23 protein-coding genes and 1 riboswitch are annotated in these 24,907 nt (G+C 37.2%); of the genes, 21 read left to right on the top strand and 2 right to left on the bottom strand.

The annotated features are described in order from the left end of the window. Nucleotides 1-38: 38 nt before the first annotated feature. The 3 genes from CD138_RS04805 to CD138_RS04795 all read left to right on the top strand — a co-directional run bounded on the left by CD138_RS04805 (nucleotide 39) and on the right by CD138_RS04795 (nucleotide 3,397). Entirely contained in the window at nucleotides 39-761 is a 723-nt protein-coding gene (locus CD138_RS04805; RefSeq protein WP_026066865.1) for a response regulator transcription factor, read from the top strand. Then, nucleotides 748-2,490: an ATP-binding protein gene (locus tag CD138_RS04800; protein ID WP_026066866.1), complete on the top strand. Its 1,743-nt coding sequence runs from the start codon at nucleotides 748-750 to the stop codon at nucleotides 2,488-2,490. The genes CD138_RS04805 and CD138_RS04800 overlap by 14 nt, the downstream gene beginning before the upstream one ends. A 157-nt stretch (nucleotides 2,491-2,647) precedes the next feature. Next, nucleotides 2,648-2,786, top strand: a riboswitch (FMN riboswitch). Between the two features lie 65 nt (nucleotides 2,787-2,851). Beyond that, nucleotides 2,852-3,397 (top strand): ECF transporter S component, encoded by a 546-nt coding sequence (locus tag CD138_RS04795; protein ID WP_019168748.1) that lies wholly within the window; start codon nucleotides 2,852-2,854, stop codon nucleotides 3,395-3,397. A 217-nt stretch (nucleotides 3,398-3,614) separates the two neighbouring features. Here CD138_RS04795 and CD138_RS04790 read toward each other — a convergent pair whose 3' ends face one another. Then, nucleotides 3,615-3,863, bottom strand: a complete 249-nt coding sequence (locus CD138_RS04790; RefSeq protein ID WP_014613875.1) for a ferredoxin — start codon at nucleotides 3,861-3,863, stop codon at nucleotides 3,615-3,617. Between the two features lie 101 nt (nucleotides 3,864-3,964). Here CD138_RS04790 and CD138_RS04785 point away from each other — a divergent pair, with 101 nt between their 5' ends. The 4 genes from CD138_RS04785 to ypdA all read left to right on the top strand — a co-directional run bounded on the left by CD138_RS04785 (nucleotide 3,965) and on the right by ypdA (nucleotide 9,653). After that, on the top strand, nucleotides 3,965-4,912 hold the full coding sequence (locus tag CD138_RS04785) for a helix-turn-helix domain-containing protein (protein ID WP_019168749.1): 948 nt from the start codon (nucleotides 3,965-3,967) through the stop codon (nucleotides 4,910-4,912). Next, nucleotides 4,905-6,281 (top strand): RecQ family ATP-dependent DNA helicase, encoded by a 1,377-nt coding sequence (locus CD138_RS04780; RefSeq protein WP_019168750.1) that lies wholly within the window; start codon nucleotides 4,905-4,907, stop codon nucleotides 6,279-6,281. The genes CD138_RS04785 and CD138_RS04780 overlap by 8 nt, the downstream gene beginning before the upstream one ends. A 173-nt stretch (nucleotides 6,282-6,454) precedes the next feature. Next, nucleotides 6,455-7,918, top strand: a complete 1,464-nt coding sequence (ebpS, locus tag CD138_RS04775) for an elastin-binding protein EbpS (protein WP_019168751.1) — start codon at nucleotides 6,455-6,457, stop codon at nucleotides 7,916-7,918. A gap of 748 nt (nucleotides 7,919-8,666) precedes the next feature. After that, a complete protein-coding gene (gene ypdA / locus CD138_RS04770) occupies nucleotides 8,667-9,653 on the top strand; it encodes a bacillithiol disulfide reductase YpdA (protein ID WP_019167594.1) in 987 nt (328 codons plus the stop codon). A gap of 237 nt (nucleotides 9,654-9,890) precedes the next feature. On the opposite strand, the gene CD138_RS04765 is transcribed toward ypdA, so the two are convergent. After that, nucleotides 9,891-10,859, bottom strand: coding sequence for an asparaginase (locus CD138_RS04765; RefSeq protein ID WP_019167595.1), 969 nt, complete (start codon nucleotides 10,857-10,859; stop codon nucleotides 9,891-9,893). 73 nt (nucleotides 10,860-10,932) lie between these two features. Between CD138_RS04765 and cmk the strand changes: the two genes are divergently transcribed. The 14 genes from cmk (at nucleotide 10,933) to CD138_RS04695 (ending at nucleotide 24,882) form a co-directional block, all read left to right on the top strand. Continuing rightward, nucleotides 10,933-11,592, top strand: coding sequence for a (d)CMP kinase (cmk, locus tag CD138_RS04760; RefSeq protein WP_019167596.1), 660 nt, complete (start codon nucleotides 10,933-10,935; stop codon nucleotides 11,590-11,592). Nucleotides 11,593-11,683: 91 nt separating this feature from the next. Beyond that, nucleotides 11,684-12,865, top strand: a complete 1,182-nt coding sequence (rpsA, locus tag CD138_RS04755) for a 30S ribosomal protein S1 (RefSeq protein ID WP_026066782.1) — start codon at nucleotides 11,684-11,686, stop codon at nucleotides 12,863-12,865. A 346-nt stretch (nucleotides 12,866-13,211) separates the two neighbouring features. Continuing rightward, nucleotides 13,212-14,522, top strand: a complete 1,311-nt coding sequence (gene der, locus CD138_RS04750; RefSeq protein WP_019167598.1) for a ribosome biogenesis GTPase Der — start codon at nucleotides 13,212-13,214, stop codon at nucleotides 14,520-14,522. 15 nt (nucleotides 14,523-14,537) lie between these two features. Then, nucleotides 14,538-15,536, top strand: coding sequence for an NAD(P)H-dependent glycerol-3-phosphate dehydrogenase (locus CD138_RS04745; protein WP_019167599.1), 999 nt, complete (start codon nucleotides 14,538-14,540; stop codon nucleotides 15,534-15,536). Between the two features lie 170 nt (nucleotides 15,537-15,706). After that, nucleotides 15,707-15,979 carry a non-specific DNA-binding protein Hbs gene (gene hbs / locus CD138_RS04740; protein WP_019167600.1) on the top strand — a complete coding sequence of 91 codons (273 nt, stop codon included), beginning with the start codon at nucleotides 15,707-15,709 and terminating at the stop codon, nucleotides 15,977-15,979. 464 nt (nucleotides 15,980-16,443) lie between these two features. Next, the gene (locus CD138_RS04735) at nucleotides 16,444-17,010 is read left to right on the top strand and encodes a heptaprenyl diphosphate synthase component 1 (protein WP_019167601.1); all 567 of its coding nucleotides are present in this window, start codon (nucleotides 16,444-16,446) and stop codon (nucleotides 17,008-17,010) included. A gap of 13 nt (nucleotides 17,011-17,023) precedes the next feature. Further along, nucleotides 17,024-17,737: a demethylmenaquinone methyltransferase gene (locus tag CD138_RS04730; RefSeq protein ID WP_019167602.1), complete on the top strand. Its 714-nt coding sequence runs from the start codon at nucleotides 17,024-17,026 to the stop codon at nucleotides 17,735-17,737. Nucleotides 17,738-17,754: 17 nt separating this feature from the next. Further along, complete coding sequence (locus CD138_RS04725) at nucleotides 17,755-18,711, top strand: polyprenyl synthetase family protein (protein ID WP_019167603.1); 957 nt, start codon at nucleotides 17,755-17,757, stop codon at nucleotides 18,709-18,711. 81 nt (nucleotides 18,712-18,792) lie between these two features. Continuing rightward, a complete protein-coding gene (gene ndk, locus CD138_RS04720) occupies nucleotides 18,793-19,245 on the top strand; it encodes a nucleoside-diphosphate kinase (protein WP_019165294.1) in 453 nt (150 codons plus the stop codon). 274 nt (nucleotides 19,246-19,519) lie between these two features. Next, entirely contained in the window at nucleotides 19,520-20,689 is a 1,170-nt protein-coding gene (aroC, locus tag CD138_RS04715) for a chorismate synthase (RefSeq protein ID WP_019167604.1), read from the top strand. Between the two features lie 17 nt (nucleotides 20,690-20,706). Next, nucleotides 20,707-21,780 (top strand): 3-dehydroquinate synthase, encoded by a 1,074-nt coding sequence (gene aroB, locus CD138_RS04710; RefSeq protein WP_019167605.1) that lies wholly within the window; start codon nucleotides 20,707-20,709, stop codon nucleotides 21,778-21,780. After that, nucleotides 21,781-23,070, top strand: coding sequence for a 3-phosphoshikimate 1-carboxyvinyltransferase (gene aroA / locus CD138_RS04705; protein WP_019167606.1), 1,290 nt, complete (start codon nucleotides 21,781-21,783; stop codon nucleotides 23,068-23,070). It begins immediately after the preceding gene. A gap of 1 nt (nucleotide 23,071) precedes the next feature. Continuing rightward, on the top strand, nucleotides 23,072-24,313 hold the full coding sequence (locus tag CD138_RS04700; RefSeq protein WP_019167607.1) for a tetratricopeptide repeat protein: 1,242 nt from the start codon (nucleotides 23,072-23,074) through the stop codon (nucleotides 24,311-24,313). Nucleotides 24,314-24,324: 11 nt separating this feature from the next. Further along, complete coding sequence (locus CD138_RS04695) at nucleotides 24,325-24,882, top strand: YpiB family protein (protein ID WP_019167608.1); 558 nt, start codon at nucleotides 24,325-24,327, stop codon at nucleotides 24,880-24,882. Nucleotides 24,883-24,907 lie beyond the last annotated feature (25 nt).

Raw genomic sequence — 24,907 nt, 5'->3', positions numbered from 1 at the left:
GAGTTAGAAATGTCACCATGTGTGGGAGGTATGTCATGATGACTAATGAAATCTTAGTCGTAGATGATGAACATCGAATTAGAAAACTATTAAAATTATATTTAGAAAGAGAAGGTTACGTCATTGCTGAAGCAAGTGATGGACGCGAAGCATTAGACATGGCGACAAAATATGATTATTCATGTATTTTGTTAGATTTAATGTTACCTGAAATGGACGGACTTGAAGTAGCAGTTAAATTACGTGAACTTAAAGATACGCCTATTATAATGCTCACTGCAAAAGGTGAAGAAAACAATCGCGTTGAAGGTTTTGAATCAGGTGCTGATGATTATATCGTTAAGCCATTCTCACCACGCGAAGTTGTGTTGCGTGTGAAGGCTTTATTACGACGTACAGAATCTTCAAAAGCAGAACAAAACGAGCCACATGCCCGTGATATGATTGAATTTAAACATTTAACGATTGATAATGATGCACACAAGGTATTGGCAGATGGGACACCGGTAAACCTTACGCCAAAAGAATATGAATTGCTCATTTTCTTAGCTAAAACACCAAATAAAGTTTTTGATAGAGAACAATTACTAAAAGAAGTTTGGCATTACGAATTTTATGGTGATTTACGTACTGTAGATACGCATGTCAAACGTTTACGTGAAAAATTAAATCGTGTTTCTGCAGATGCAGCAAAAATGATACAAACCGTTTGGGGTGTAGGATATAAATTTGAAGTTAGTAAGTCGGATGAAACGGCTTAATAGTGTTGTCGTAAAACTGTGGTTAACTATTATTTTAATAGTGACGACAGTTTTAATTTTATTAAGTGCTGCATTAATCACATTTTTCCAATATTACTTCACGCAAGAAACCGAACGGGCGCTCTATCAAAGTGCTGAAAACGTAAACCAATTGTTACTCAAAAATGATAATCGAAAACTTGCCATTGAACATAGTGAGGCTTTGTTAGAAGATAATAAAGGTCTCATCATTTTACCGGACCGAGCCAATATTAATGAAAAAGATACGGTTAAAAAGAAAATGCTTAAAGAAATCAGTCAACATCCGAATTTTGACCGTGTACTGAAAGAGAATCAATCAGAGCTACAACATGTTACTTTCAAAATTGATGGCAAAACGCATACGTATGTGTTATTAGGTTATCCTTCTAAAGATAGTGATGGCCAATCTTCAGCCATTTTTATTTATCAGGATCTAAAAAGTATTGAGGATACGAACAATATTATCACTATTATGATTTTAATCACAGCTGTCGTATTCTTAGCGATTACAACAGTGTTTGCATTTTTCTTATCAACACGTATTACCAATCCACTACGTCAACTTAAATCGCAAGCTAAAGAAGTCGCTCGAGGGCATTATGACAAACGTGTGCCCATTCAAACGAGAGATGAGATTGGTGAACTTGCTATGACTTTTAATAAAATGAGCCGTAGTATACAAACACATATCGACGCATTAACAACATCTAAAAATATTCGTGATACCTTGATCAATTCAATGGTTGAAGGGGTTTTGGGTATCAATCATAAGAAGCAAATCATTATATCCAATGCTTTAGCTGAACGGATGCTTTCAGAATTGAACGAATCCGATCGTGAGCTGTTTAATCGACAAATTGAGGATACATTTGAAAGTCAAAAAACGGAATATAGAGAATATGAAATGAATCAACGCTTTTATGTGGTCATTATGAGCCATATTAAAAAAATTCAAACTAATGGTGAAGGTGGCCTTGTTGCAGTCGTTCGTGATATGACAAACGAGCATGAACTTGAGCAAGTGAAAAAAGATTTTATTGCAAGTGTTTCCCACGAATTGCGCACACCCATTTCATTGCTACAAGGATATACCGAATCAATCGTGGATGGTGTCGTAACTGAACCAGAAGAGATTAATGAATTTTTAACTGTGGTGTTAGATGAATCAAAACGTTTAAGTCGCTTAGTCAACGAATTGTTGAATGTCGCGAAAATGGATGCTGAAGGGTTGAATGTCACGCAAGAAGTCCAACCGATGCAAGATTTAGTTAAAAAAATGGCGATGAAATATCGTCAACAAGCACAAGAGCTAGATTTAACGTTAGATTTTCAAATGGACGGCGAGATGGCCTCGCTTTGGTACTATGACTTTGATCGTATGGAACAAGTATTGACGAACCTTGTCGATAATGCCTCTCGTTATACGCAACCGGGTGATACTATATCAATTAAAGCAACGGCGGATCATGACAACCAAATTTTAACTGTTGAAGATACGGGCGTGGGTATCGCACCGCAACATTTAGAAAAACTTTTCGAACGCTTTTATAAAGTGGACTCTGCGCGTAAACGTGGCTCACAAGGTACAGGGCTCGGATTATTTATCACACGCATGATTGTCAATGCGCACGGGGGCCATATCCGCGTCGAAAGTGAACTCGAACAGGGGACAAAATTTATCATTTCACTGCCTAAATATCGCATGTAGAAGAAATAACAACGTTGATTCAAGGAACGGCGATAGCTCTTTTTAGATTCGAGCTATCGCCGTTCCTTCTTTATATGCTAATATTTTGAATCGTTGCATATAGATTGTATTCAAAAGTTATCTCATGTAAACTAATACAGAAAATAATAAAAAAATGATTCATCTTCGGGGTAGGGTGTAATTCCCAACCGGCAGTAATATAAGCCTGCGACCTGCAAATGATGTACAACATCTTTGTGGCTGATCTAGTGAAATTCTAGAGCCGACAGTTAAAGTCTGGATGGGAGAAGATGGAGGTTTATTTGTGTTGCTTTTTATTCCTCCTATTCGTGAAAGATGAATTCAATAGGAGGTCTTTTTGATGAAGCAAAAGCAAACGAAACGGATAATAACGGTAGGGATGCTAAGTGCAATAGCAATTGTCCTGACATTTATAAAGTTTCCGTTACCATTTTTACCGCCATATTTAACGATTGATTTTAGCGATGTCCCAGCTTTACTGGCAACATTTACACTTGGTCCAGTTGCAGGCATACTCGTTGAATTGATTAAAAACTTACTGAACTTCTTTTTCAACTTGAGTGATCCAGTCGGTCCGGTCGCTAACTTTTTAGCAGGGGCAAGTTTATTGCTCGTGAGTTACGGAATTTACCGTAAAAACCAAACGACCAAAAACCTCATTTTAGGGTTGATTGCTGGTACCGTTGTCATGACCATACTGTTAGCTGTCATGAATTATTTTGTGCTACTACCACTCTATGGTATGATCATGAATCTTTCTGACGTAGCCAACAATCTTAAATTGCTTATTGCTGCAGGAATCATTCCATTTAACATAATTAAAGGTGCCTTGATATCCATTATTTTTGTATTGTTATATCAACGTATTGGGCACATATTAAAATAAGACGTATTAAAAAAGGCTAAGAGTAAAAAATTACATCTCTTAGCCTTTTTATTCGTATTATTTAACATTAAAGCAGAGCTCAAACATCATTCAAAAACAAAAAAATAGATTGAGTAGCATGGCAATACATCCATTTTTCTACTCAATCTTCATCTTAGTTTACTTAGACCTTAAGTTGTTTTATATTAATATTAAAGACAAAAGTCCTCAATATGAACTATTCAAATTTGAGTGCGTCACCATCAAATGACTCCTCTTCAACTTTAATAGAGTCAGTAGGGCAACCTTCAAAAGCATCTTCAAGATCTTCATACAATTCTTCTGGCACTGGCGTTGTACCTTGGTTGTCATCTAATATCACGTATGCAATACCTTCATCGTCGTAGTCATAAATATCTGGAGCAGCTGCACCACATGCACCACAAGCAATACAAGTATCCATATCAACAATTGTATATTTAGCCATTTTTTCGCCTCCCTTTTCAAAGTACCATACTCACATTATAATTTTATTGTAGTTCTGTGTACCTAATTTTTCAATATATACGTTTTAATCGAGGTCTAAACATGAAACAATTAATTCTATATCTATATGATCATGCATCAGCCTACAAAACTAGAAAAAGCATCTTTAATATTATCATAGGTAAAAAATCTCATCAAACTTTTTTTGACGCTGTTTCTTTAAATGTATTATCACTTTATGGTTGTGCACCCAAACTAACATACGAACAATTTGAACAAATCATCAACCAAGAAGAAAATACTATCAAAAGATTAGAGACGAGTCATTTAATGACATTTCAAACTTTGGATGCTACTTTCAAAGCAATTCAGTTACTCATTCAAACGGTTTCTCATATCCAGAATCATCAACGGACTTTTCTGCCTATTGCGTCTCAAGTGGAAATTCATGATACAGTACGCCAAATTTATTATGAAATTGAGCAAAGGCAGTTACATGCGACTCTCGAAAAAGAAGTGACAACCTTATTTGAGTTATTAGACGAAAAGCATGATACCATTTATTGCCATTACTTATTAACCGGTTATGATGAGCCGATGTACACATTTTCACAAATAAGTATGATCGAAGCGATTGATATCCAAGATTTATTTACTGCGCATTATGAAGCATTACTGTCTATTTATCGCTTCATTCAAAATGCAGAACAGTTCCCTATCCTTTCGCAATGTATCATGCCGCTCGAAATTTCGGAACGTGTGTTGCAAACGTTACATTTATTAGAAAACAACTATACGATTGATCAAATAGCAGAAATAGAACAGGTACGTGAAACAACAATAGAAGACCATATTCTCGATTTATTTATGAAACATCAATTAACTAACTATGAAGATTTTTTCAGGCAACCTTATGTCCCATTTCTTAAATATTATCAAGAACAACCCTACCAAAGGCTAAAGCGTTACAAAGAACAATTTGAATCGCTATCCTATTTTGAACTCAAACTCGCGATAATCGGAAGCGCAAAAGGAGAATTACATGCTTAAAGATGCTTTAAAACAATATTTTGGCTTTTCAACATTTCGTCCAGGTCAAGAAAGTATCATTTCAAGTGTACTAAATGGCCAACATACATTAGGGATTTTGCCAACCGGTAGTGGCAAGTCATTGTGTTATCAACTTCCAACTTACATCAAACAGCAACCGACGTTAGTTATTTCGCCACTCATCTCATTAATGGACGACCAGGTGATGCAGATGAAAATGCAAGGAGAACATCGTGTTGTCGCCATTCATTCCGGCCTGGAAAGCACAGCAAAAAAACGGGCACTTCAACAGGTAGCACAGTCACGATTTATTTTTGTAAGCCCTGAATTCATTTTACAGCCGCATCATTTTAATCTTTTTAAAAGCATTCGATTTGGCATGATTGTACTTGACGAAGTACATTGTTTGTCTGAATGGGGGTTTGATTTTAGACCCCACTATGCCTTGATAGGTAAAGTGACAAATCATTTTCACGAGGCGACTGTATTAGCACTAACAGCGACAGCAACACGTCATTTGAAAGTTGATATTCAGCGAGTGATTCAAAAACCCATACATGTTATCGAGCACTCAATGGATCGACCCAATGTGGCGTTATCTGTGAAATTTATGTCCTCTTATGAAGAAAAGATAGATTGGTTAATAGATACGATTGCAACGTCTGGTCCAACGATTATTTATGTTTCTTCTAAAAAAGTCAGTTTGGAACTCGCGACATCGATTTATAAAGCAGGGTATTTAACGGGGATTTATCACGGAGATTTATCCTATCAAGAGCGACATACAGTTCAACAACAATTTTTAAATAATGACATTCGCATTATCGTTGCGACGAGTGCTTTTGGCATGGGAGTGAACAAACCAGATATTCGTACTATTATTCATTTTCACGTATCACCGACGCCATCTAGTTATTTACAAGAAATTGGACGTGCAGGTAGAGATGGACTTCCAAGCCAGGCCATTGCGCTGTTTCAACCAGATGATCAATATTTGATGGAGACGTTAGCATTAGCTAATATGATGCACGCTGCAGATGTGGATCAATATGAACTCGGTCAAATGATAGATATTGAAAAGCGCGATATTTTAGATGTATTATCACAAGCTTTTTCATTTCAAGAGCTTAGACATATATTTACTCAAAATGAAGAGGTGAAAAGACAGGGGTATCGACATATGTATCATTACATTTTAACCAAACAATGTCGACGTCAACATTTAATGAATTATTTTGGTATGACAAAAGAAACAGTGACATCATGTTGTGATCATTGCGACAACCTTACTCCAGTTTACGAAAAAAATAAGAAAAAAGTTAAAAGAAAGTTAACTTACATTGAAAAATTAGATCATTTGTTTCATTAGTTTTCACAATGCTTTTACTTTTAATTTAAACCCGTTATAATTTAAGATAAATGGTATTAGGCGATTTATCAACAACATAGAATTAAATATATGAAACGCATGGGTATTGAACGTATCAAAGTTTTACTTTCAAATCGTTATTGTACAATTTAAATAGAAAGGATGAATGTTAAGTGACAAAAGATAACTTCAAAGATGAGTTTGAACGGAGTCGTCAAGAAATTAAATCGCATCATCACGACGAGGACGAGACAACTGATGTAATCAATGAAAAAGATGAACAACCCCAAGAAAATCACAAACAGCAACAACAGCAATTCCCACCACGAAATGCTTCAAGACGCCATAGAAAAAGAGATTTCGGTATTGCAAAATCAAAACCATCACCAGAGGATGCCCAGGATAATTTGCATGAAGAAACATCCAACAACGACCAAATCGATAAAAAGCCGGGGCCAATTGGTGGCATTAAAAAGAACGATAACGAGCAAATCAATCATACACAACATCATAATGAAAAACATGCTCAAACAGCTGATTCACCAACCAACGAGCGAGCTAAAGATGACACGAAAGATAAAAAATCTGCAACAACTGATGCGGCAGCTGCGGGTGTTAGCGCAAGTGGTCAAACAGCGAATAAACAAAATCAAGATCCTAAATCGTCAAGCGAAGAAAAGCGTAATAAGAAACCAGAAAATGAAGCAGATCACGATAACCAAAAAGCTATGGCGACCGGTGTAGGAATCGGTGCGGCAGGTATGGCGAACAAAGGTCAACAAACAAATCAAAATACGCAACAAGATTCACAACAAAGCCATTCTCAATCTAGCAATGAGAAAAAAACAGCAGGTGTCGCAACCGGTGCGAGTGCTGCAGGCATGGCGAACAAAGGCCAGCAAACAAATCAAGATGCGCAACACGATTCTCAACAAAATCATTCTCAATCTAGCAGTGAGAAAAAAGCAGCAGCAGGTGTCGCAACTGGTGCGAGTGCAACATCAGCCGCTTCTACAAGCCATGCTCAAGCCAAATCAGAACATCAATCAGAAACAACCGTTTCAAATGGCTCTGGTGGTGGGTTTTTCAAAAAGCTTTTACCTATCCTTGCTGCGGTTATCCTTTTAGGTACGGTAGCAATTTTCGGAGGCATTTATCTTTTTAATCAAGATCACCAAAGTGACAATTCACAAGAAGTCGCTCAAAAAGATAGCACTAAGAAAGACACTGATGACCAAAAACAAAGTAAACCTGAAAACAGCGACGACAAACAAGATGCGAATGATAAAGCAGAGACATCAAAAGATAGCAATGACAATAGTGATGCTGATAACAGTCAGTCAAATTCTGTCGAAAATAACACTGTTGATTCTAACGCTACTGATTCTAACGCTACTGATTCGAATCAAAATCAGAATGACGTAAATAATGGTAATGTCAACAACCCACAAAACGGTTATCAACAGGGGCAAACAGCAGGAGGACAAACCCATGTCGTGAATGGCAACCAAAATTTATATCGTATAGCGATTCAATATTATGGCAATGGTTCACCTGAAAATGTTGAAAAGATCAAACGTGCCAATGGATTACAAAACAACAACATTTCAAACGGACAGCAACTCATTATTCCATAACGATTACCCAAAACGGGACTGGGACATTAAGTTTTCCCAGTCCTTATCCTTTTTATGGACATCTATCAATTAATGATGCTCAAACAGCCACAAATAAGGATGAATGGGACGTCATCATTGGATATTATGGGCGTGTCTCCATTTCATCAACTTGCCTTAAGTGACTGCATTTGATGTAAGATTGCCCAGAAGGCTGAGACTCCCGAGGGATGAAGTTAAAAACAAAATAACGTCAATTGACTTTGATAGTGGCTACTGTTTAACGCAGTAGCTGTCTGACTTCTCAATGCTTGTGCTTTTGAGAAGTCTAGTCAGCCTTGCGGGGGCAGTACGACGAAATCTTTGTTCCATATGAGATTTCTGTACTGCTCCCGAAAATCCAATTTGCCTTCCATCCAGTGTTCACATCTATCAAGCCAAATTGAGTTGAGGCAAGTCCCTGGGAACGCGAAGCCATAAGGGCAATCAAAAGCCACAAATCATATGGAAGGCAAGTTAAACAAAATACTACATCCATAGCACCAAAAATGATTATATCCCATCCCCGTTTGAGTTTCTGTTTTATGTGTGATGATGACTGTCACAAACTTTTCCATTTAGAATCACTTTAAAAGTTGATATAATGTATAAGGATTATCACAGTTCTGATCATATACGATGCTAGTATGAGAATTAGGAGGCAATATGAAACATTAAAGTAGCATAATTGACGTTTGTGAACGCATATTTTTAATGTTTCAGTATCAAAATGAAAACTGTAGAAAGTATTATCATAGGCGGCGGCCCATGTGGTTTGAGTGCTGCCATAGAACAAAAGAAAAAAGGTATTGATACATTAGTCATTGAAAAAGGAAATATAGTGGATGCGATTTATCACTATCCAACGCATCAAACTTTCTTTTCATCAAGTGATAAATTAAGTATCGGAGACGTGCCTTTTATTGTAGAAGAATTAAAACCACGTCGAAATCAGGCATTAGTGTACTATCGTGAAGTTGTCAAACATCACCAACTTAAAGTCAATGCATTTGAAGAAGTATTAACCGTGAAAAAGATGCACGATCACTTTACATTAACAACGACTAAAGATGTTTATCAATGCCGTTATTTAACTGTTGCGACAGGTTATTACGGTCAACATAATACATTGGAAGTAGAAGGTGCAGAACTTTCTAAAGTGATGCACTATTTTAAAGAACCACACCCTTATTTTGACCAAGATGTTGTCATTATTGGTGGTAAAAACTCTGCTGTCGATGCGGCCATTGAATTAGAAAAAGCAGGCGCACGTGTCACGGTCATTTACCGCGGCGAGACCTATTCCCCAGCAATTAAACCATGGATTTTACCAAACTTTGAATCACTCGTTCGCCGAGGTAACGTTCAAATGCATTTCAACAGCCAAGTAACAAAAATTACAGAAGATCAAGTCACTTTTGAAAAAGAAGGGGAAACGATCACTATTGATAACGATTATGTGTTTGCAATGATTGGTTATCACCCAGATTATGATTTTCTACAATCTATGGGAATCGATATTCATACGAACGAATTTGGAACTGCGCCAATATACAATTCTGAGACGTATGAAACAAATATCGAAAACTGTTATATCGCTGGTGTCATCGCGGCAGGTAACGATGCGAACACTATTTTTATTGAAAACGGTAAATACCATGGTGAAGCCATTGCCCGTGATATATTAACGAAAAAGCAATCGCCACTCGAATCATAGACGTTCAAATATTCATAATTCAGTGGTCTAAAATGCAAGTCTATAGTCGTTACAATCGCTTGCATAGTCATTAAAGCCATCGTGATATCTAATGCAAGAATGCTAATAGAATCACTCACTTTGTGCCAATGCACAAAAACGATAAAAAGTCGCCCTCGTGTTTCGGACGGGAGCGACTTTTTCATATGCATTTCTTTCATTCAAAAAGTCAAAATTTAGTAAAGTTTTGATGTCGCATTATACATTAAAATAATCTTGAATTTGATGATGTTGAAATTGATTGCTTAATGCGACGAGTAATTTTAATCTTGCTTTCTGACCTTTCAGCCCATTTGAAAAGATTACGCCTTTTTCAAATAATTGGTGACCACCGCCTTCATAAGCATAAACCGCACTCACAATCCCATTAAATGAGCGTGATACAAGGACGATTGGGATGTTTTTTTTCAAACATGCATTAATCCCTGGCATAGCGGTCGGCGGGAGATTCCCTTGTCCGAGCGCTTCAATGACGAGGCCATCCACCTGACAATCTGCATAAAAATTTAACATTTCACTGCCCATACCCATATGCGCTTTTATTAACGGAATTTGAAGTGATGCATCAATATGAGGTAAAAATTGTCGTTCATACGGTCTATGATGAAAATAGACACCTGCTTTCGTAATGACACCTAGTGGCCCGTGATTCGGACTTTGAAATGTATTCGTATTGGATGTATGTGTTTTCGTGACGTTGCGTGCTGTATGTATTTCGTCGTTGAAGACCACCATGACACCTTTTCCTGCAGATTCTTCTTCTATTGCGACACGGATTGCTGAAATAAAATTGTACAAACCATCTGAACCTATCTCATTTGAAGAACGCATCGCTCCTGTTATCACAACTGGTTTAGAAGTCGAAATCGTTAAGTCGAGTAGAAAAGCAGTTTCTTCTAATGTATCTGTTCCATGCGTAATAACATAGCCATCATAGCGTGCTAAATGGGCAGGATCTTCAATGATTTCTTTTAAAATATTAACGTTATCAATCGTCATATGTGGAGAGGGAACGTTAAAAGGCATTTGTTCATCAATGTTCGCGTACTGTGCAATCACGTCTTGATGATGGGTAATAGGGTTGTCATCATTCGTCATCACTTTATTCGATTCATCTTCCGACATACTAATGGTGCCACCTGTATGAATGACTAATAAATTTTTCATTTAAGTTCCTCCTCGTAAAATGGTCCATTATTATGATAAAATATTGTTAACCAAACGACAAGGAAGGTAACGTATGAAAGCGATTAATATTGCATTAGATGGACCGGCAGCTGCTGGTAAAAGCACAATAGCTAAAAGAGTAGCTGCTCAATTAAGTATGATATATGTAGATACAGGCGCTATGTATCGTGCTATCACATATTATTATTTAACCCACAAGGAACAATTCACAGATTTTACATCACTCATTTCCGAAATTGATTTACGACTCGGTTATGATGCCGAAAAAGGGCAGCGTGTCTTTTTAAATGATCGTGATGTGACTGATTATTTACGTGAAAACGATGTGACGCAAAATGTGTCGTATGTGTCGTCTATCAAAGAAGTGCGTCAATTTTTAGTTCAAGCACAACAAAAGCTTGCAGCAGAAAAGGGCATCGTCATGGATGGTCGCGATATCGGGACCACCGTGCTTCCTGATGCAGAGGTGAAAGTTTATATGATAGCATCGGTAGAAGAGCGTGCTGAACGTCGTTTTAAAGACAACCAAGAAAGAGGTATCGAATCATCAATCGAGCAACTGAAAAAAGATATTGCTGAACGAGATGCATACGATATGAACAGAGAAATTTCACCGTTACGAAAAGCTGAAGACGCAATCGAAATCGATACAACTGGTTTGAGTATTGAACAAGTTACAGACAAGATCCTGTCTTTAGTAAAAGCGGTTTAATTTATTTTATTCAAACTTATCTAAATTTCTTGACAATTCAAGACTTTTATAAGAAGTTATTATTATGTAGTAGTATAAGGAGGCAATCATGATGACTGAAGAATTCAATGAATCAATGATTAATGACATTAAAGAGGGCGATAAGATTACAGGAGAAGTACAACAAATTGAAGATAAGCACGTTGTTGTTCACGTCAATGGCGGTAAATACAACGGTATTATTCCAATTAGTCAACTTTCCACTTATCATGTTGAAAATGCAAATGAAGTGGTCAAAGTCGGTGACGAAGTTGGCGCTTATGTAACTAAAATTGAAGTTGATGAAGAAAACGAAACAGGAAGTTACATCCTTTCTAAACGTAAATTAGAAGAAGAGCAATCTTACGCTTATTTACAAGAGAAATTAGACAACAATGAAACGATTGAAGCAAAAGTGACTGAAGTCGTTAAAGGTGGTTTAGTTGTAGATGTAGGTCAAAGAGGTTTCATTCCTGCATCATTAATTTCAACTGATTACATTGAAGATTTCTCAGATTATGAAGGACGTGTGCTTGAATTAAAAGTTGAAGAACTTGAACCTGAAAAAAATCGCGTCATCTTAAGCCGTAAAGCCGTAGAAGCAGAAGAAAATGAAAAGAAAAAAGCTGAATTATTACAATCCATTAAAGCGGGTGACGTAATTGAAGGTAAAGTTGCGCGCTTAACAAACTTCGGCGCATTCATCGACCTTGGTGGCGTAGATGGTTTAGTCCATGTTTCTGAGTTATCTCATGAACATGTCAAATCACCAGAAGAAGTTGTTTCTATTGGCGATACAGTCAAAGTTAAAGTACGTTCAGTTGAACAAGATTCTGAACGTGTGTCATTATCAATTAAAGATACTTTACCAAGTCCTTTCGAAACAATTCAAGACAAGTATAGCGAAGGCGATGTTGTAGAAGGTAAAGTTATGCGCTTAGCATCATTTGGGGCATTTGTAGAAATTGGCAGTGGCTTACAAGGCCTTGTACACATTTCCGAAATTAGTCACAAGCATATCGGTATACCTGGAGAAGTACTCGAGCCAGGTCAAACTGTTCAAGTTAAAATTTTAGGTATTAATCCTGAAGAAGAACGTATTTCACTATCAATCAAAGCAGCAAACCCAGAAGAAGAAACTGAAGAAGCTTCTGAGGAAACAACACAACACTATACACAATCTGCTGATGAAAACGAAAACAACCCGACTTTAGGTGACGTTTTCGGTGATAAGTTGAAAGACTTAAATTTATAATTCATTTTGAACTAAGGTTTTTTCACATAACCTTAGTTCTTTTTTCGTTTTTTTAGGTACGGTTAACAACACTCATCTAATATTGTTACAAAAATTTTCAGACGCGTGCCACTTTCAAACCAACACGCAACTTTTGAGGTACACCTATCAAAACGCATCACACTCTCCTTATCCAATCAATAACCATGTATTCCTACACTTCGAAAGCGGATACTTTTCACCAATGCTTTTGTTCGCTGCACTTCACGTGATATAATAGCGTTGTTATGTATCGAACAATGCGAAAAATACTTGCACAGACTGATATATTCAATATTTAAGTTATTCATAGAGAGGAAGAACAAGCATGACGAAACCTGTAGTTGCTATCGTGGGGCGTCCTAACGTAGGAAAATCTACAATTTTTAACCGCATCGTCGGAGAACGTGTATCTATTGTTGAAGATACACCCGGTGTGACGCGTGACCGAATTTATTCAAGCGGTGAATGGCTCACACATGAATTTAACGTGATTGATACAGGTGGTATCGAGATTGGAGACGCACCATTCCAAACACAAATTCGTGCACAAGCTGAAATTGCGATTGACGAAGCTGATGTCATCATTTTCATGGTCAATGTACGTGAAGGCGTCACACAAAATGATGAACTCGTTGCACAAATATTATATAAATCTAAAAAGCCGGTTGTCTTAGCTGTCAATAAAGTCGACAATCCTGACATGCGCAATGATATTTATGATTTTTATTCACTCGGATTTGGAGAACCATTTCCACTTTCGGGTTCGCACGGCTTAGGTTTGGGTGACTTATTAGAAGAAGTTGCTAAACACTTTAAAAAAGATACACCAGACCCTTATGACGATGATACGATTCGTTTATCGCTCATTGGTCGACCAAATGTAGGTAAATCTAGCTTAATCAATGCAATTCTTGGAGAAGAACGTGTTATCGTTTCAAATATCGCAGGAACAACACGAGATGCTATCGATACGGTATATAGCTATGATGGTCAAGATTACGTCCTGATTGATACAGCTGGTATGCGTAAAAAAGGTAAAGTGTATGAATCTACTGAAAAGTACTCGGTTTTACGTGCTTTAAAAGCGATTGAACGTTCGAATGTAGTCCTTGTCGTGTTAGATGCAGAACAAGGCATTATCGAGCAAGATAAGCGTGTTGCCGGTTATGCCCATGAAGAAGGAAAAGCGATTGTGATTGTCGTTAACAAATGGGATACGTTAGAAAAAGATAGCAATACGATGAAAAAGTTTATGGATGAAGTACGTAAAAACTTCCAATTTTTAGATTATGCACAAATTGCTTTCGTTTCAGCAAAAGAAGGGACACGTTTACGTACACTTTTCCCGTTAATTAACGAAGCAAGCGAAAACCATAAAAAGCGTGTTCAAAGTTCAACATTAAATGAAGTTATCACAGATGCGATTGCAATGAATCCGACACCAACAGATAAAGGCCGTCGTCTCAATATTTTTTATGCAACACAGGTGGCGATCGAACCACCAACATTTGTTGTATTTGTTAATGACGTCGAACTGATGCATTTTTCATACAAACGTTATCTAGAAAACCAAATTAGAAGCGCGTTTGGATTTGAAGGAACACCAGTACACATTATTGCACGTAAACGAAATTAGATGGAGGGGATAAGCATGACGAACATTACAGTGTTTGGTACAGGAAGTTTCGGTACTGCTTTGGCTAATGTGCTTGCAGACAATGGCCACAACACATTAATGTGGGGCAAAACATCAACAACTATAGACGAAATCAACAATGATCATACAAATCGTAATTATTTAAAAGAGGCTCAGTTGAATTCAAATATCAAAGCGACAACAAATATTCAAGAAGCAATTGATCACGCAGACATCTTCTTAATTGCATTGCCAACAAAAGCGATTCGAGAAGTGATGTCTGAAGTGAATCAATTATTGACTTCGAAAAAATCTTTTATTCACGTCACTAAAGGGATTGAAAATGCAACGTTTAAACGCGTATCAGAAATGTTAGAAGATTCTATTTCAACTGAATATAATGCTGGTATTGGGGTGCTTTCTGGCCCAAGTCATGCAGAAGAAGTAGTCATTAAACAACCTACAACTGTTTCAGCTGCTTCGAGTAATCCAGAATTGCGCAAACTGATACAAGATCTATTTATGACAGATTATTTACGTGTCTATACGAATGACGATCTTGTCGGTGTAGAACTTGGGGGTGCTCTTAAAAACATCATTGCTATCGCAAGTGGTGTCCTTGCGGGGATGGGCTTTGGCGACAATGCTAAAGCCGCATTGATGACACGTGGTTTAGCAGAAATTACACGCTTAGGGGTTAAACTCGGCGCTGATCCATTGACATTTCAAGGATTAGGGGGCATTGGTGATTTAATTGTTACCTGTACCTCTACACATTCAAGAAACTATTCTCTCGGTTACCAACTTGGTAAAGGGAAAAGTTTAGACGAAATTATGAATCATATGAACATGGTTGCTGAAGGGGTGTACACAACAGAATCTGTGTACAATCTTTCTAAAAAAGAAAATGTTGAAATGCCAATAACTGAAGCGTTATATTTTGTTTTATTCGAAAATCAACCTGTTGAAGAAGCTGTCAAAGCTTTAATGGGACGTACGAAAAAATCAGAATAAAGTTAGAAATTGACCGTTTTCATGACAAATTTATAAAAAAATCAACAAAAAGCGATTAAATCAACGTTTTTCTTATATAAATCGTTGCAGTTATGCATTCGCTTGTGTTAAAGTCATACCATAATGATAATTGAATTATCATTACATAACCTTTGAGGAGGTGAATTGACATGAACAAAACTGACTTAATCAACGCTGTTGCAGAACAAGCTGATTTAACTAAAAAAGAAGCTGGTTTAGCTGTAGATGCTGTATTTGAATCAATTCAAACATCATTAGCTAAAGGTGAAAAAGTACAATTAATCGGTTTCGGTAACTTTGAGGTACGTGAGCGTGCCGCGCGTAAAGGTCGCAACCCTCAAACAGGTAAAGAAATTGACATCCCTGCAAGCAAAGTTCCAGCTTTCAAAGCGGGTAAAGCATTAAAAGATGCTGTGAAATAATTCAATTATTAGGGTAGGGGCTGGGACACATACGTTTTCCAGCCTTTCCTATGCTCATTTTACTGCTACAACGTCAAATCAAAGTCCTTTCACTGATATCGCATAAAAAATCATCTTCATCTTCTTTTTAATCGTTTTTCCATTTCATTCTCATTCATAAACTTTTCTTAAAAATCAAACTTTCCTTCTTTTTATATCATTTCATTTGAAACTCCCAAGACCTTCGACAAATCTGACTTAAGTAAACTGTAAACATACTTTCGTTCCATACTTTTCAAACAAAATATATTCATTTCAGACAAAATTTTTCTCTTCATATGGATGTGTATAGCGCATTCTCAACAAAAGAAATCAAACAACTTTAAATTTTAATCATGGCTTTTATGACAAAAAAAGCAATTCAGATTTAATTTTTAGGTTGATAGTGTTAAGATAGAGAGTGATTAAAATTAGAGGTGTGTCAAATGGAGAATACTTTTGAATGTTTACAACAACAGCTTGAGCAACGATTGAATCAACTCAATCGCCCCCAAAACATACATATCAATCGAACTTTAAGTGAAATACTAGATCAACTTGATGTTCCTTTAAATGCAAAACTCGCGTGCCTCTCTATTGATACATCAATGAAACATCTTGACCGCATTAGTTATTATCATTATGAACGTGATGCGATACTCATAGGTGATTTACTCAGTGCACACTATTATCAATTACTTGCTGATTTAAAAGACGTTAATTTACAACTCCAAATGAGCCAGGCGATTGTAAAAATCAATGAATTAAAATCATATATTCAACATCAAAAAGATATACGCGCTAACGCCAATTTAAAAGATATGATCATTACAATCGAGACTTTATTAATTCAAGTATTGATGAAACATTATCGTATCGAACAGTCATTTGATACGATATGCCATCAAATGATTCAACAACTCGACGTGCAACAACTGAGTTATTTAATTGATTGGCAGACAGATGAGATTAACGACATAATCATTGCATTACAAAACTATATAAAAAAGTAAATGAGGTTTCAAAATGACTAAAAATAAGGCAAACAAAGCACAAGTCCATGAAGTATTCCAAAATATTTCTGGCAAATATGACCGTTTAAATAATATTATTAGCTTCGAACAACATAAAGTGTGGCGTAAGAAGGTAATGAAAGAAATGGATGTTCAACCAGGTAAAATCGCATTAGACGTTTGTTGTGGTACTGCCGATTGGACCATTGCTTTAAGCCAATCTGTAGGACCAGAAGGTGAAGTAACAGGACTCGACTTCAGTGAAAACATGTTGAAAGTCGGTGAAGAAAAAACGGCGCATATGGACAACATCCGTCTTGTTCAAGGTGACGCAATGGCTTTGCCGTTCGACGACAATTCATTTGATTATGTAACAATCGGGTTTGGTTTACGCAATATTCCTGATTATACCCAAGCATTGTCAGAAATGTATCGCGTCCTAAAACCAGGTGGAATGGCGGTATGCCTAGAAACAAGTCAACCGACTATGCCTGTTTTCAAGCAAGGTTACCGTTTGTATTTTAAATTTGTAATGCCTATCTTTGGTAAAATTTTTGCGAAATCAAAACAAGAATACGAATGGCTTCAACAGTCTGCGTTTGATTTCCCTGATCGCGAAACTTTAAAGCAGATGTTTGAAAGCGTGAACTTTGAAAATGTCAAAGTCCGTAGTTTTACAGGTGGCGTCGCTGCCATGCACTTAGCTTATAAACCCAAAACGAATTAATTAAAAGGTGATTATGCATGTCGAAATTAAATTTGAATCAGGAAATTAAAAAAATTGAAAATACTTTGAAACAGTTGATTCAATCTGAGGATTCAACACTCCAAAGTGCTGCAGATCACCTTTTATCATCAGGCGGTAAGCGTGTACGACCGCTATTCGTGATTTTAAGTAGCCATGTGGGTGAAAATCCTGCCAATGATGCGACATATCGGGTTGCTACTGCTTTAGAATTAATCCATATGGCAACGCTTGTTCATGATGATGTGATTGACTATAGTGATAAACGACGTGGAAGGTTAACAATCGAAAAGAAATGGGATCAACCGACTGCAATTTTAACCGGTAATTTTCTACTTGCACGTGCTTTAGAACATTTATCTTATATTCAAGATAGCCGTATCCATCAAACTTTGTCGTCGGCGATTATCGAAGTATGTCGTGGTGAACTTTTCCAATTTCAAGATCAATTTAGAGCAGAACAGTCCATTACGAATTATTTACGACGTATCAATCGTAAAACTGCACTATTAATGCAACTTGCTACCGAAGTCGGCGCGATGAGTTCACAAGCTGACACAGAAACGATTAGAAAGATGCGTGATATTGGGCATCATATCGGCATGAGTTTCCAAATTGTGGACGATGTTTTAGATTTTACTAGCACAGAAAAGAAACTCGGCAAGCCTGTCGGAAGCGATTTACGTAATGGCCATATGACACTTCCTGTATTATTAGCTATGAAACATCATGTAGAATTAAAGGAAAAGGTGGCAACATTAACGCCGAATTCACCGACCGAAGACTTTGACTGGTGCATTGAACAAATACGTCAATCAAAATCGATTTCTCAATCTTTAGAAGTGAGTCAAAAATATTTAGATAAAGCTTCGGCGCTACTTGAAACACTACCAAAAAACGAGATTAAACCACATTTTAGAAAATTAATAAAAAGACTACAAAACAGAATGAATTAATCACCTTTCCTGTTGAAAGCGCTTTAAACAAATGATAGGATATTCTTGTAATACATAAAAACACAGGGGGCATTGCGCATCATGGAAAAAAGTTTTGTAATGATTAAACCGGACGCGGTACAACGTAAATTAATTGGTGAAATTGTTCAACGCATCGAACAAAAAGGATTAAAGCTTGTTGGAGCAAAATTAATGACCGTACCACAATCTTTAGCTGAAACACATTATGGTGAACATGAAGGAAAACCATTTTACGATTCATTGATTTCTTTCATTACTTCAGCACCCGTTTTTGCGATGGTTGTAGAAGGTGAAAACGCTGTGGCAGTTGCACGTCATATCATTGGTAGTACGAATCCTTCTGAAGCGACACCTGGTTCTATTCGTGGAGATTTAGGTTTAACGGTTGGGCGTAATGTCATTCACGGTTCAGACTCAGTGGCATCGGCTGAACGTGAAATTGCACTTTGGTTTAAAGACGAAGAAATCAGTTCATACCATACACCAGATGAAACATGGTTATATGAAGCGTAGGATTTAAGCACGCATCACGGGGCTCGGACATCAAATGTCTGAGCCCCTCATTTTTTATACCAACCGATCTTTATCGCGTTGCACAGCTCGTCATATACCTCTGACTGAATGGAATATTTCTAGTGATTTTTTACTTTATTACTAAATCAAAAAATCTCCTTTCCACTTTAATAGTTAAAAGCGGTGAATAGCGAAAGTGTTTTCTATTAATTTATTTTTCATTTTATGCTATGATATGAGACATATGAATTAAAAGGTAGGGGGAGTGCTCATCATGTTAAGATTTTTAACGTCAGGAGAATCACATGGTCCACAATTAACGGTTATTATTGAAGGGCTACCAGCAAATATGTCCATTGATATTGATCAAATCAATGAAGAAATGTTTAAACGTCAAGGAGGGTACGGAAGAGGCCGCCGTATGCAAATTGAAAAAGATACAGTAGAAATCGTCTCAGGTGTACGTCATGGTTATACATTAGGCAGTCCTGTCACGATAGTCATTAAAAATGATGATTTTACACATTGGCGCAATATCATGGGTGCTGCACCTATTTCTGAAGAAGAACAAGAAAATATGAAACGTGTCATTACAAAACCTAGACCAGGGCATGCAGATTTAGTTGGTGGGATGAAATACAATCATCGCGACTTACGTAATGTACTTGAACGTTCATCTGCACGTGAAACAGCGGCACGTGTTGCGGTTGGTGCACTTTGTAAGCAATTATTGAAACAATTAGGCATAGATGTTTATAGTCGTGTCGTTGAAATTGGAGGCATTAAAGACGAGGGCCTTTACGATATTCAAACGATTATTGAAAACGTTGATAAAAACGATGTCCGTGTGATTGACGACAGCATTGCACAAGCCATTCGGGATAAAATTGATAGTGCCAAAAAAGAAGGTGATTCTATCGGTGGTGTGGTACAAGTCATCGTTGACCATATGCCAATCGGAATCGGTAGCTATGTGCACTATGATAGAAAACTTGATGGTCGTATTGCGCAGAGTGTCGTTGGTATTAATGCGTTCAAAGGTGTGAGTTTCGGTGAAGGCTTCAAAGCTGCTGAGAAACTCGGAAGTGAAATTCAAGATCCTATTTTATACTCTGAGGAGCAAGGTTACTACAGAGCATCTAATCATCTCGGTGGTTTAGAAGGCGGTATGTCCAATGGTATGCCGATTATTGTCAATGGTGTGATGAAGCCTATTCCAACATTATATAAACCGCTTGCGTCTGTTGACATTGACTCTAAAGCACCTTTTAAAGCGACAATTGAACGCTCAGACAGTTGCGCGGTGCCAGCAGCAAGTATTGTTTGTGAACATGCAGTCTCATATGAAATTGCGAGAAGTATTTTAGAGGAATTTGGTTCTCATGATTTTTCACGACTCGCACAACAAGTTGCCGAAAGACGCGAACTGAACCAAACTTTTTAAATGATAGGTGATAAACGATGCAATTAACTACGACATATCCGGACCAGAACTATCCGATTATTATTGAACATGCTGCATTAGACCAATTAGATACGTTCGTTTCTGACTATCAACATGTTTTTGTGTTTATTGATCAAAACGTCTATTCAGTATGGGAAAGTAAAATTTCTCGTTTCGTCAATAGGCATGACTATACAACATTTCAAATTCCTTCAGGCGAACAAGTGAAGTATATGCCGCAATATGAACAATATATTGAGGCACTCCTTGCACATCGACCTACTCGCAACACGTGTCTCATTGCGATTGGTGGCGGTGCAACCGGAGATTTCGTTGGTTTTCTAGCAGCAACATTATTACGTGGTGTTGATTTTATTCAAGTCCCTACAACGATACTTGCCCACGATTCGAGTATTGGAGGTAAAGTAGGCATTAATACGGCTCATGGTAAAAACCTTATTGGAGCCTTTCATCGCCCAAAAGCTGTCATTTACGATTTGGAGTTTCTTACTTCATTGCCTTATTCAGAAATTTTAAGTGGTTATGGTGAAGTGTATAAACATGCATTGTTGAATGACGCACATGCTGTGAATACACTAGAAAATGCTTATCCTAACCATGCGCATTTAAAAACTTTACAAGGACTCGAACAACATTTAATCAACGGGATTCAAACGAAACTCCAGATTGTATTAAACGATGAAAAAGAGCGTGGACAACGTCAATTTTTAAACTTAGGCCATACGTTTGGCCATGCGATTGAATACCAATATCAGCTCGCACATGGTCACGCGGTCATGATGGGGATTCTATATCAATTTATCGTTTCAAACCTATTATTGGACACGCAATTTGATATTCCACATTACATGAACTATTTCAAAGCTTTAGGCTATCCGTTAGAAGTGATTCGCCAATTCGAATTCGAACCATTATTGCAGCTGATGTTGAATGATAAGAAAAATGACGCAAAGGGTGTACGTATGGTCCTATTACAAGATATCGGTAAACCTATCGTTAAGCACGTTGAAACACCTATTTTAGAACTTGCACTTGAGACATTGAAACAACAATATATGGAGGTGAATTAGATGGAGAAAATAATGATTAACGGACCACTTATTGGTGAAGTATCCGTACCTGGCGACAAATCTATGACACATCGCGCAATTATGCTTGCTTCGATAGCAAAAGGTCGTTCTGTCATCCACCAGCCCTTACTCGGCGAAGATTGTTTACGCACCGCCAAAATATTTGAAACGTTAGGCGTTAAAATGGAAATGACAGCAGAAGCCATTACGATTGATTCACCAGGTTATGCCCATTTTCAAACACCGCATCAAACTTTATATACCGGAAATTCAGGTACAACGACACGTTTGATGGCCGGCTTACTTGGGGGGCTAGGTATTCAAAGCGTACTGTCTGGAGATGTATCCATCGGTAATAGACCCATGGACCGCGTACTTCAACCGCTTCGACAAATGAATGTTAACATTACTGGTGTGGACGATAACTACACACCGCTTATTATAGGTCCAAGTAAGGTGAAGGGCATCACTTATGATATGCCTGTTGCAAGCGCACAAGTGAAAAGCGCCATTTTATTTGCGAGTCTTTTTGCAAGTGAAACAACGACGATCAAGGAAATCGATATGTCTCGTAACCATACTGAGACCATGTTTGCCCATTATGGCATTCCTATTCAAACTGAAGGATTAACAGTGACACTTCCAGGTGAAGGTATCCATCACATCACACCTCGAGACTTCGAAGTACCTGGAGATATTTCATCGGCAGTCTTTCTCATTGTAGCCGCATTAATTACACCAGGAAGTGACATCACACTTCATAATGTCGGTATCAATCCAACTCGAGATGGTATTATCGAAATTGTTGAACGTATGGGTGGGAATATCTCTCTGTCAAATCAAACAAATGGTCCAGAGCCTACTGCGACGATCCGTGTGCAATATACACCCAACTTAAAAGGAATCGAAATCGGCGGCACCTTGATTCCAAGATGTATTGATGAACTGCCAACGATTGCGTTACTCTGTACACAAGCGAATGGTTCGAGTATCATAAAAGATGCTGAAGAATTAAAAGTGAAAGAAACCAACCGTATTGACACAACAGCAAGCGAACTCAAAAAATTAGGTTTAAAACTTGAGCCAACTGACGACGGTCTCATCATCGAACCGTCAACAATCAGTCACATGCAACCTGTTAACAGTCATAATGATCATCGCATTGGTATGATGTTAGCAGTCGCTTCACTCATGACATCTGAACCGATTGAAATTGCTCAATTCGAAAGTGTCAATGTGTCATTCCCAGGGTTTTTACCACTACTCAAACAATTAGAAAATGAGGGATAGTATGCAAGATATCTACAAATTAATTGACGATATCAACCTACAGAAATTAGATCAATTAGATTCTCGCGTTCAGGAAGCGTTACAAACAGATAACGATGATGCATTGTTTGTCCTTGGTGAGACATTATATCAATTTGGACTCACACCCCAAGGACTTGAAGTTTTTCGAACGCTTTATATGAAATATCCAGATGAAGATGAAATTCTAATCTATTTTATTGATGGTCTCATTTCAGAAAATCAAACAGATGAAGCATTAGAATTTTTAAATGAGGTACCTCTAACGCCTGAACGCTTGATGTTAGAAGCTGATTTATATCAACAAATTAATATGATAGATATTGCGATTGAAAAAATCGAACAAGCCATTGAGTTGCAACCGGCTGATCCAATCGTTCATTTCGCATTAGCTGAATTGCTTTATTATGATGGTCAATATTTACGTGCATCACGAGAGTATGACACCGTACTCGAAAGTGGAGAATATGAAGTCAATGGCATTAATTTATTTTCACGTTTAGCCGACAGTAGCCTTCAAAGTGGAAACTATACCGATGCATTACGTTGGTTTGATGAAATCAATGACAATGAACTGACTTCAGAAGATTATCTTAAAAAGGCAATTGCATATGAGAAAAATGACATGACACATGAAGCCATCAAATTGGTGAAAACATTACTTCAAAAAGATCCCGACTTTATTCAAGGCTATTACTATTTACAGCAACTTTATGAAAATGAAAAAACTTTTGCGGATGCGATTGAAATCGGTCAAGAAGGATTACGTCTCAACCAGTTTTATAAAGAATTGATGTATAGTACGGGTGCATTGCAAATCGAACACGGGGATCAAAATGAAGGTGTCACTTTGTTGAAACAAGCGCTTGAAGTGGACCCTGGCTATCAAGAACCATTACTCATGTTAGCTGACTTTTTACGCAATGAAGAAGACTACGAGTCCTTAATTGAATTGGTTCAGTATGTAGATGAAGAAGATATGGACCCTCAATTTATGTGGCAACTCGCATATGCATTAGGACAAGAAGAACGTGATAAAGAGGCGCAACATTTCTATCAGTTAGCGTATGAATCGATGCGAGACAATGTTGATTTCCTAAAAGATTACTACTATTATCTCATTGAAATCGGTCAAATTGAACTAGCCAAGTCTATACTTCAATTGCTATTACAAAAAGATAGTGGTAACCCTGAATGGGATGCTGAACAAGGGCGATTACAATAAGGTGAACATATATGCAAAATACGCGTATAAATATTGAAAAGCGTGATTTCATCGAGTATTTACTTTTTCATTATCAGTTTAAATCTCGAATTAGTGTGTGGTTACTTAATTTAATTAAAGCGAACCAAGAATTGATTGAAAAAATTCGCTTTGTTGACCAGATTGTATCATCACATGCTACTTTAGAAATGGCTGTGTCGGATGCTTCCGTCATAGCCATTCAATATCGTGATGCTGAGACGCTGTTAATGAATTCCAATGAAATATTTGACAAAGTGATTCATTGTTCACACCAACTCGATATTAAAATTCATTTAAGTCGTGAAGTGCAACGTGATTCAAGGCTCGACCATTTATTATTACAACAACTGCTTCTAACACAAAAGGGCGATGACTATTTCAATGATATGTATCACATCGAGTTATCTTATAGTACGGAACAACAATTAATTCACTTATTAAAATCACATATTGACTTAAGTTTAAATTTGAAAGATATTGAATCATTTAAATACTATACTAAATTTTTAAATCTCATTAAGTTGAGGCACATCACGGATGAAACTTAAACATCAATTGACGAAAGGTAACCCT

The organism is Staphylococcus intermedius NCTC 11048, from assembly GCF_002902385.1.
GTDB classification, from domain to species: Bacteria; Bacillota; Bacilli; order Staphylococcales; family Staphylococcaceae; genus Staphylococcus; species Staphylococcus intermedius.
The sequence above is the reverse complement of the archived record's forward strand: the minus strand, read 5'-3'. Positions and strand labels throughout refer to the sequence as shown.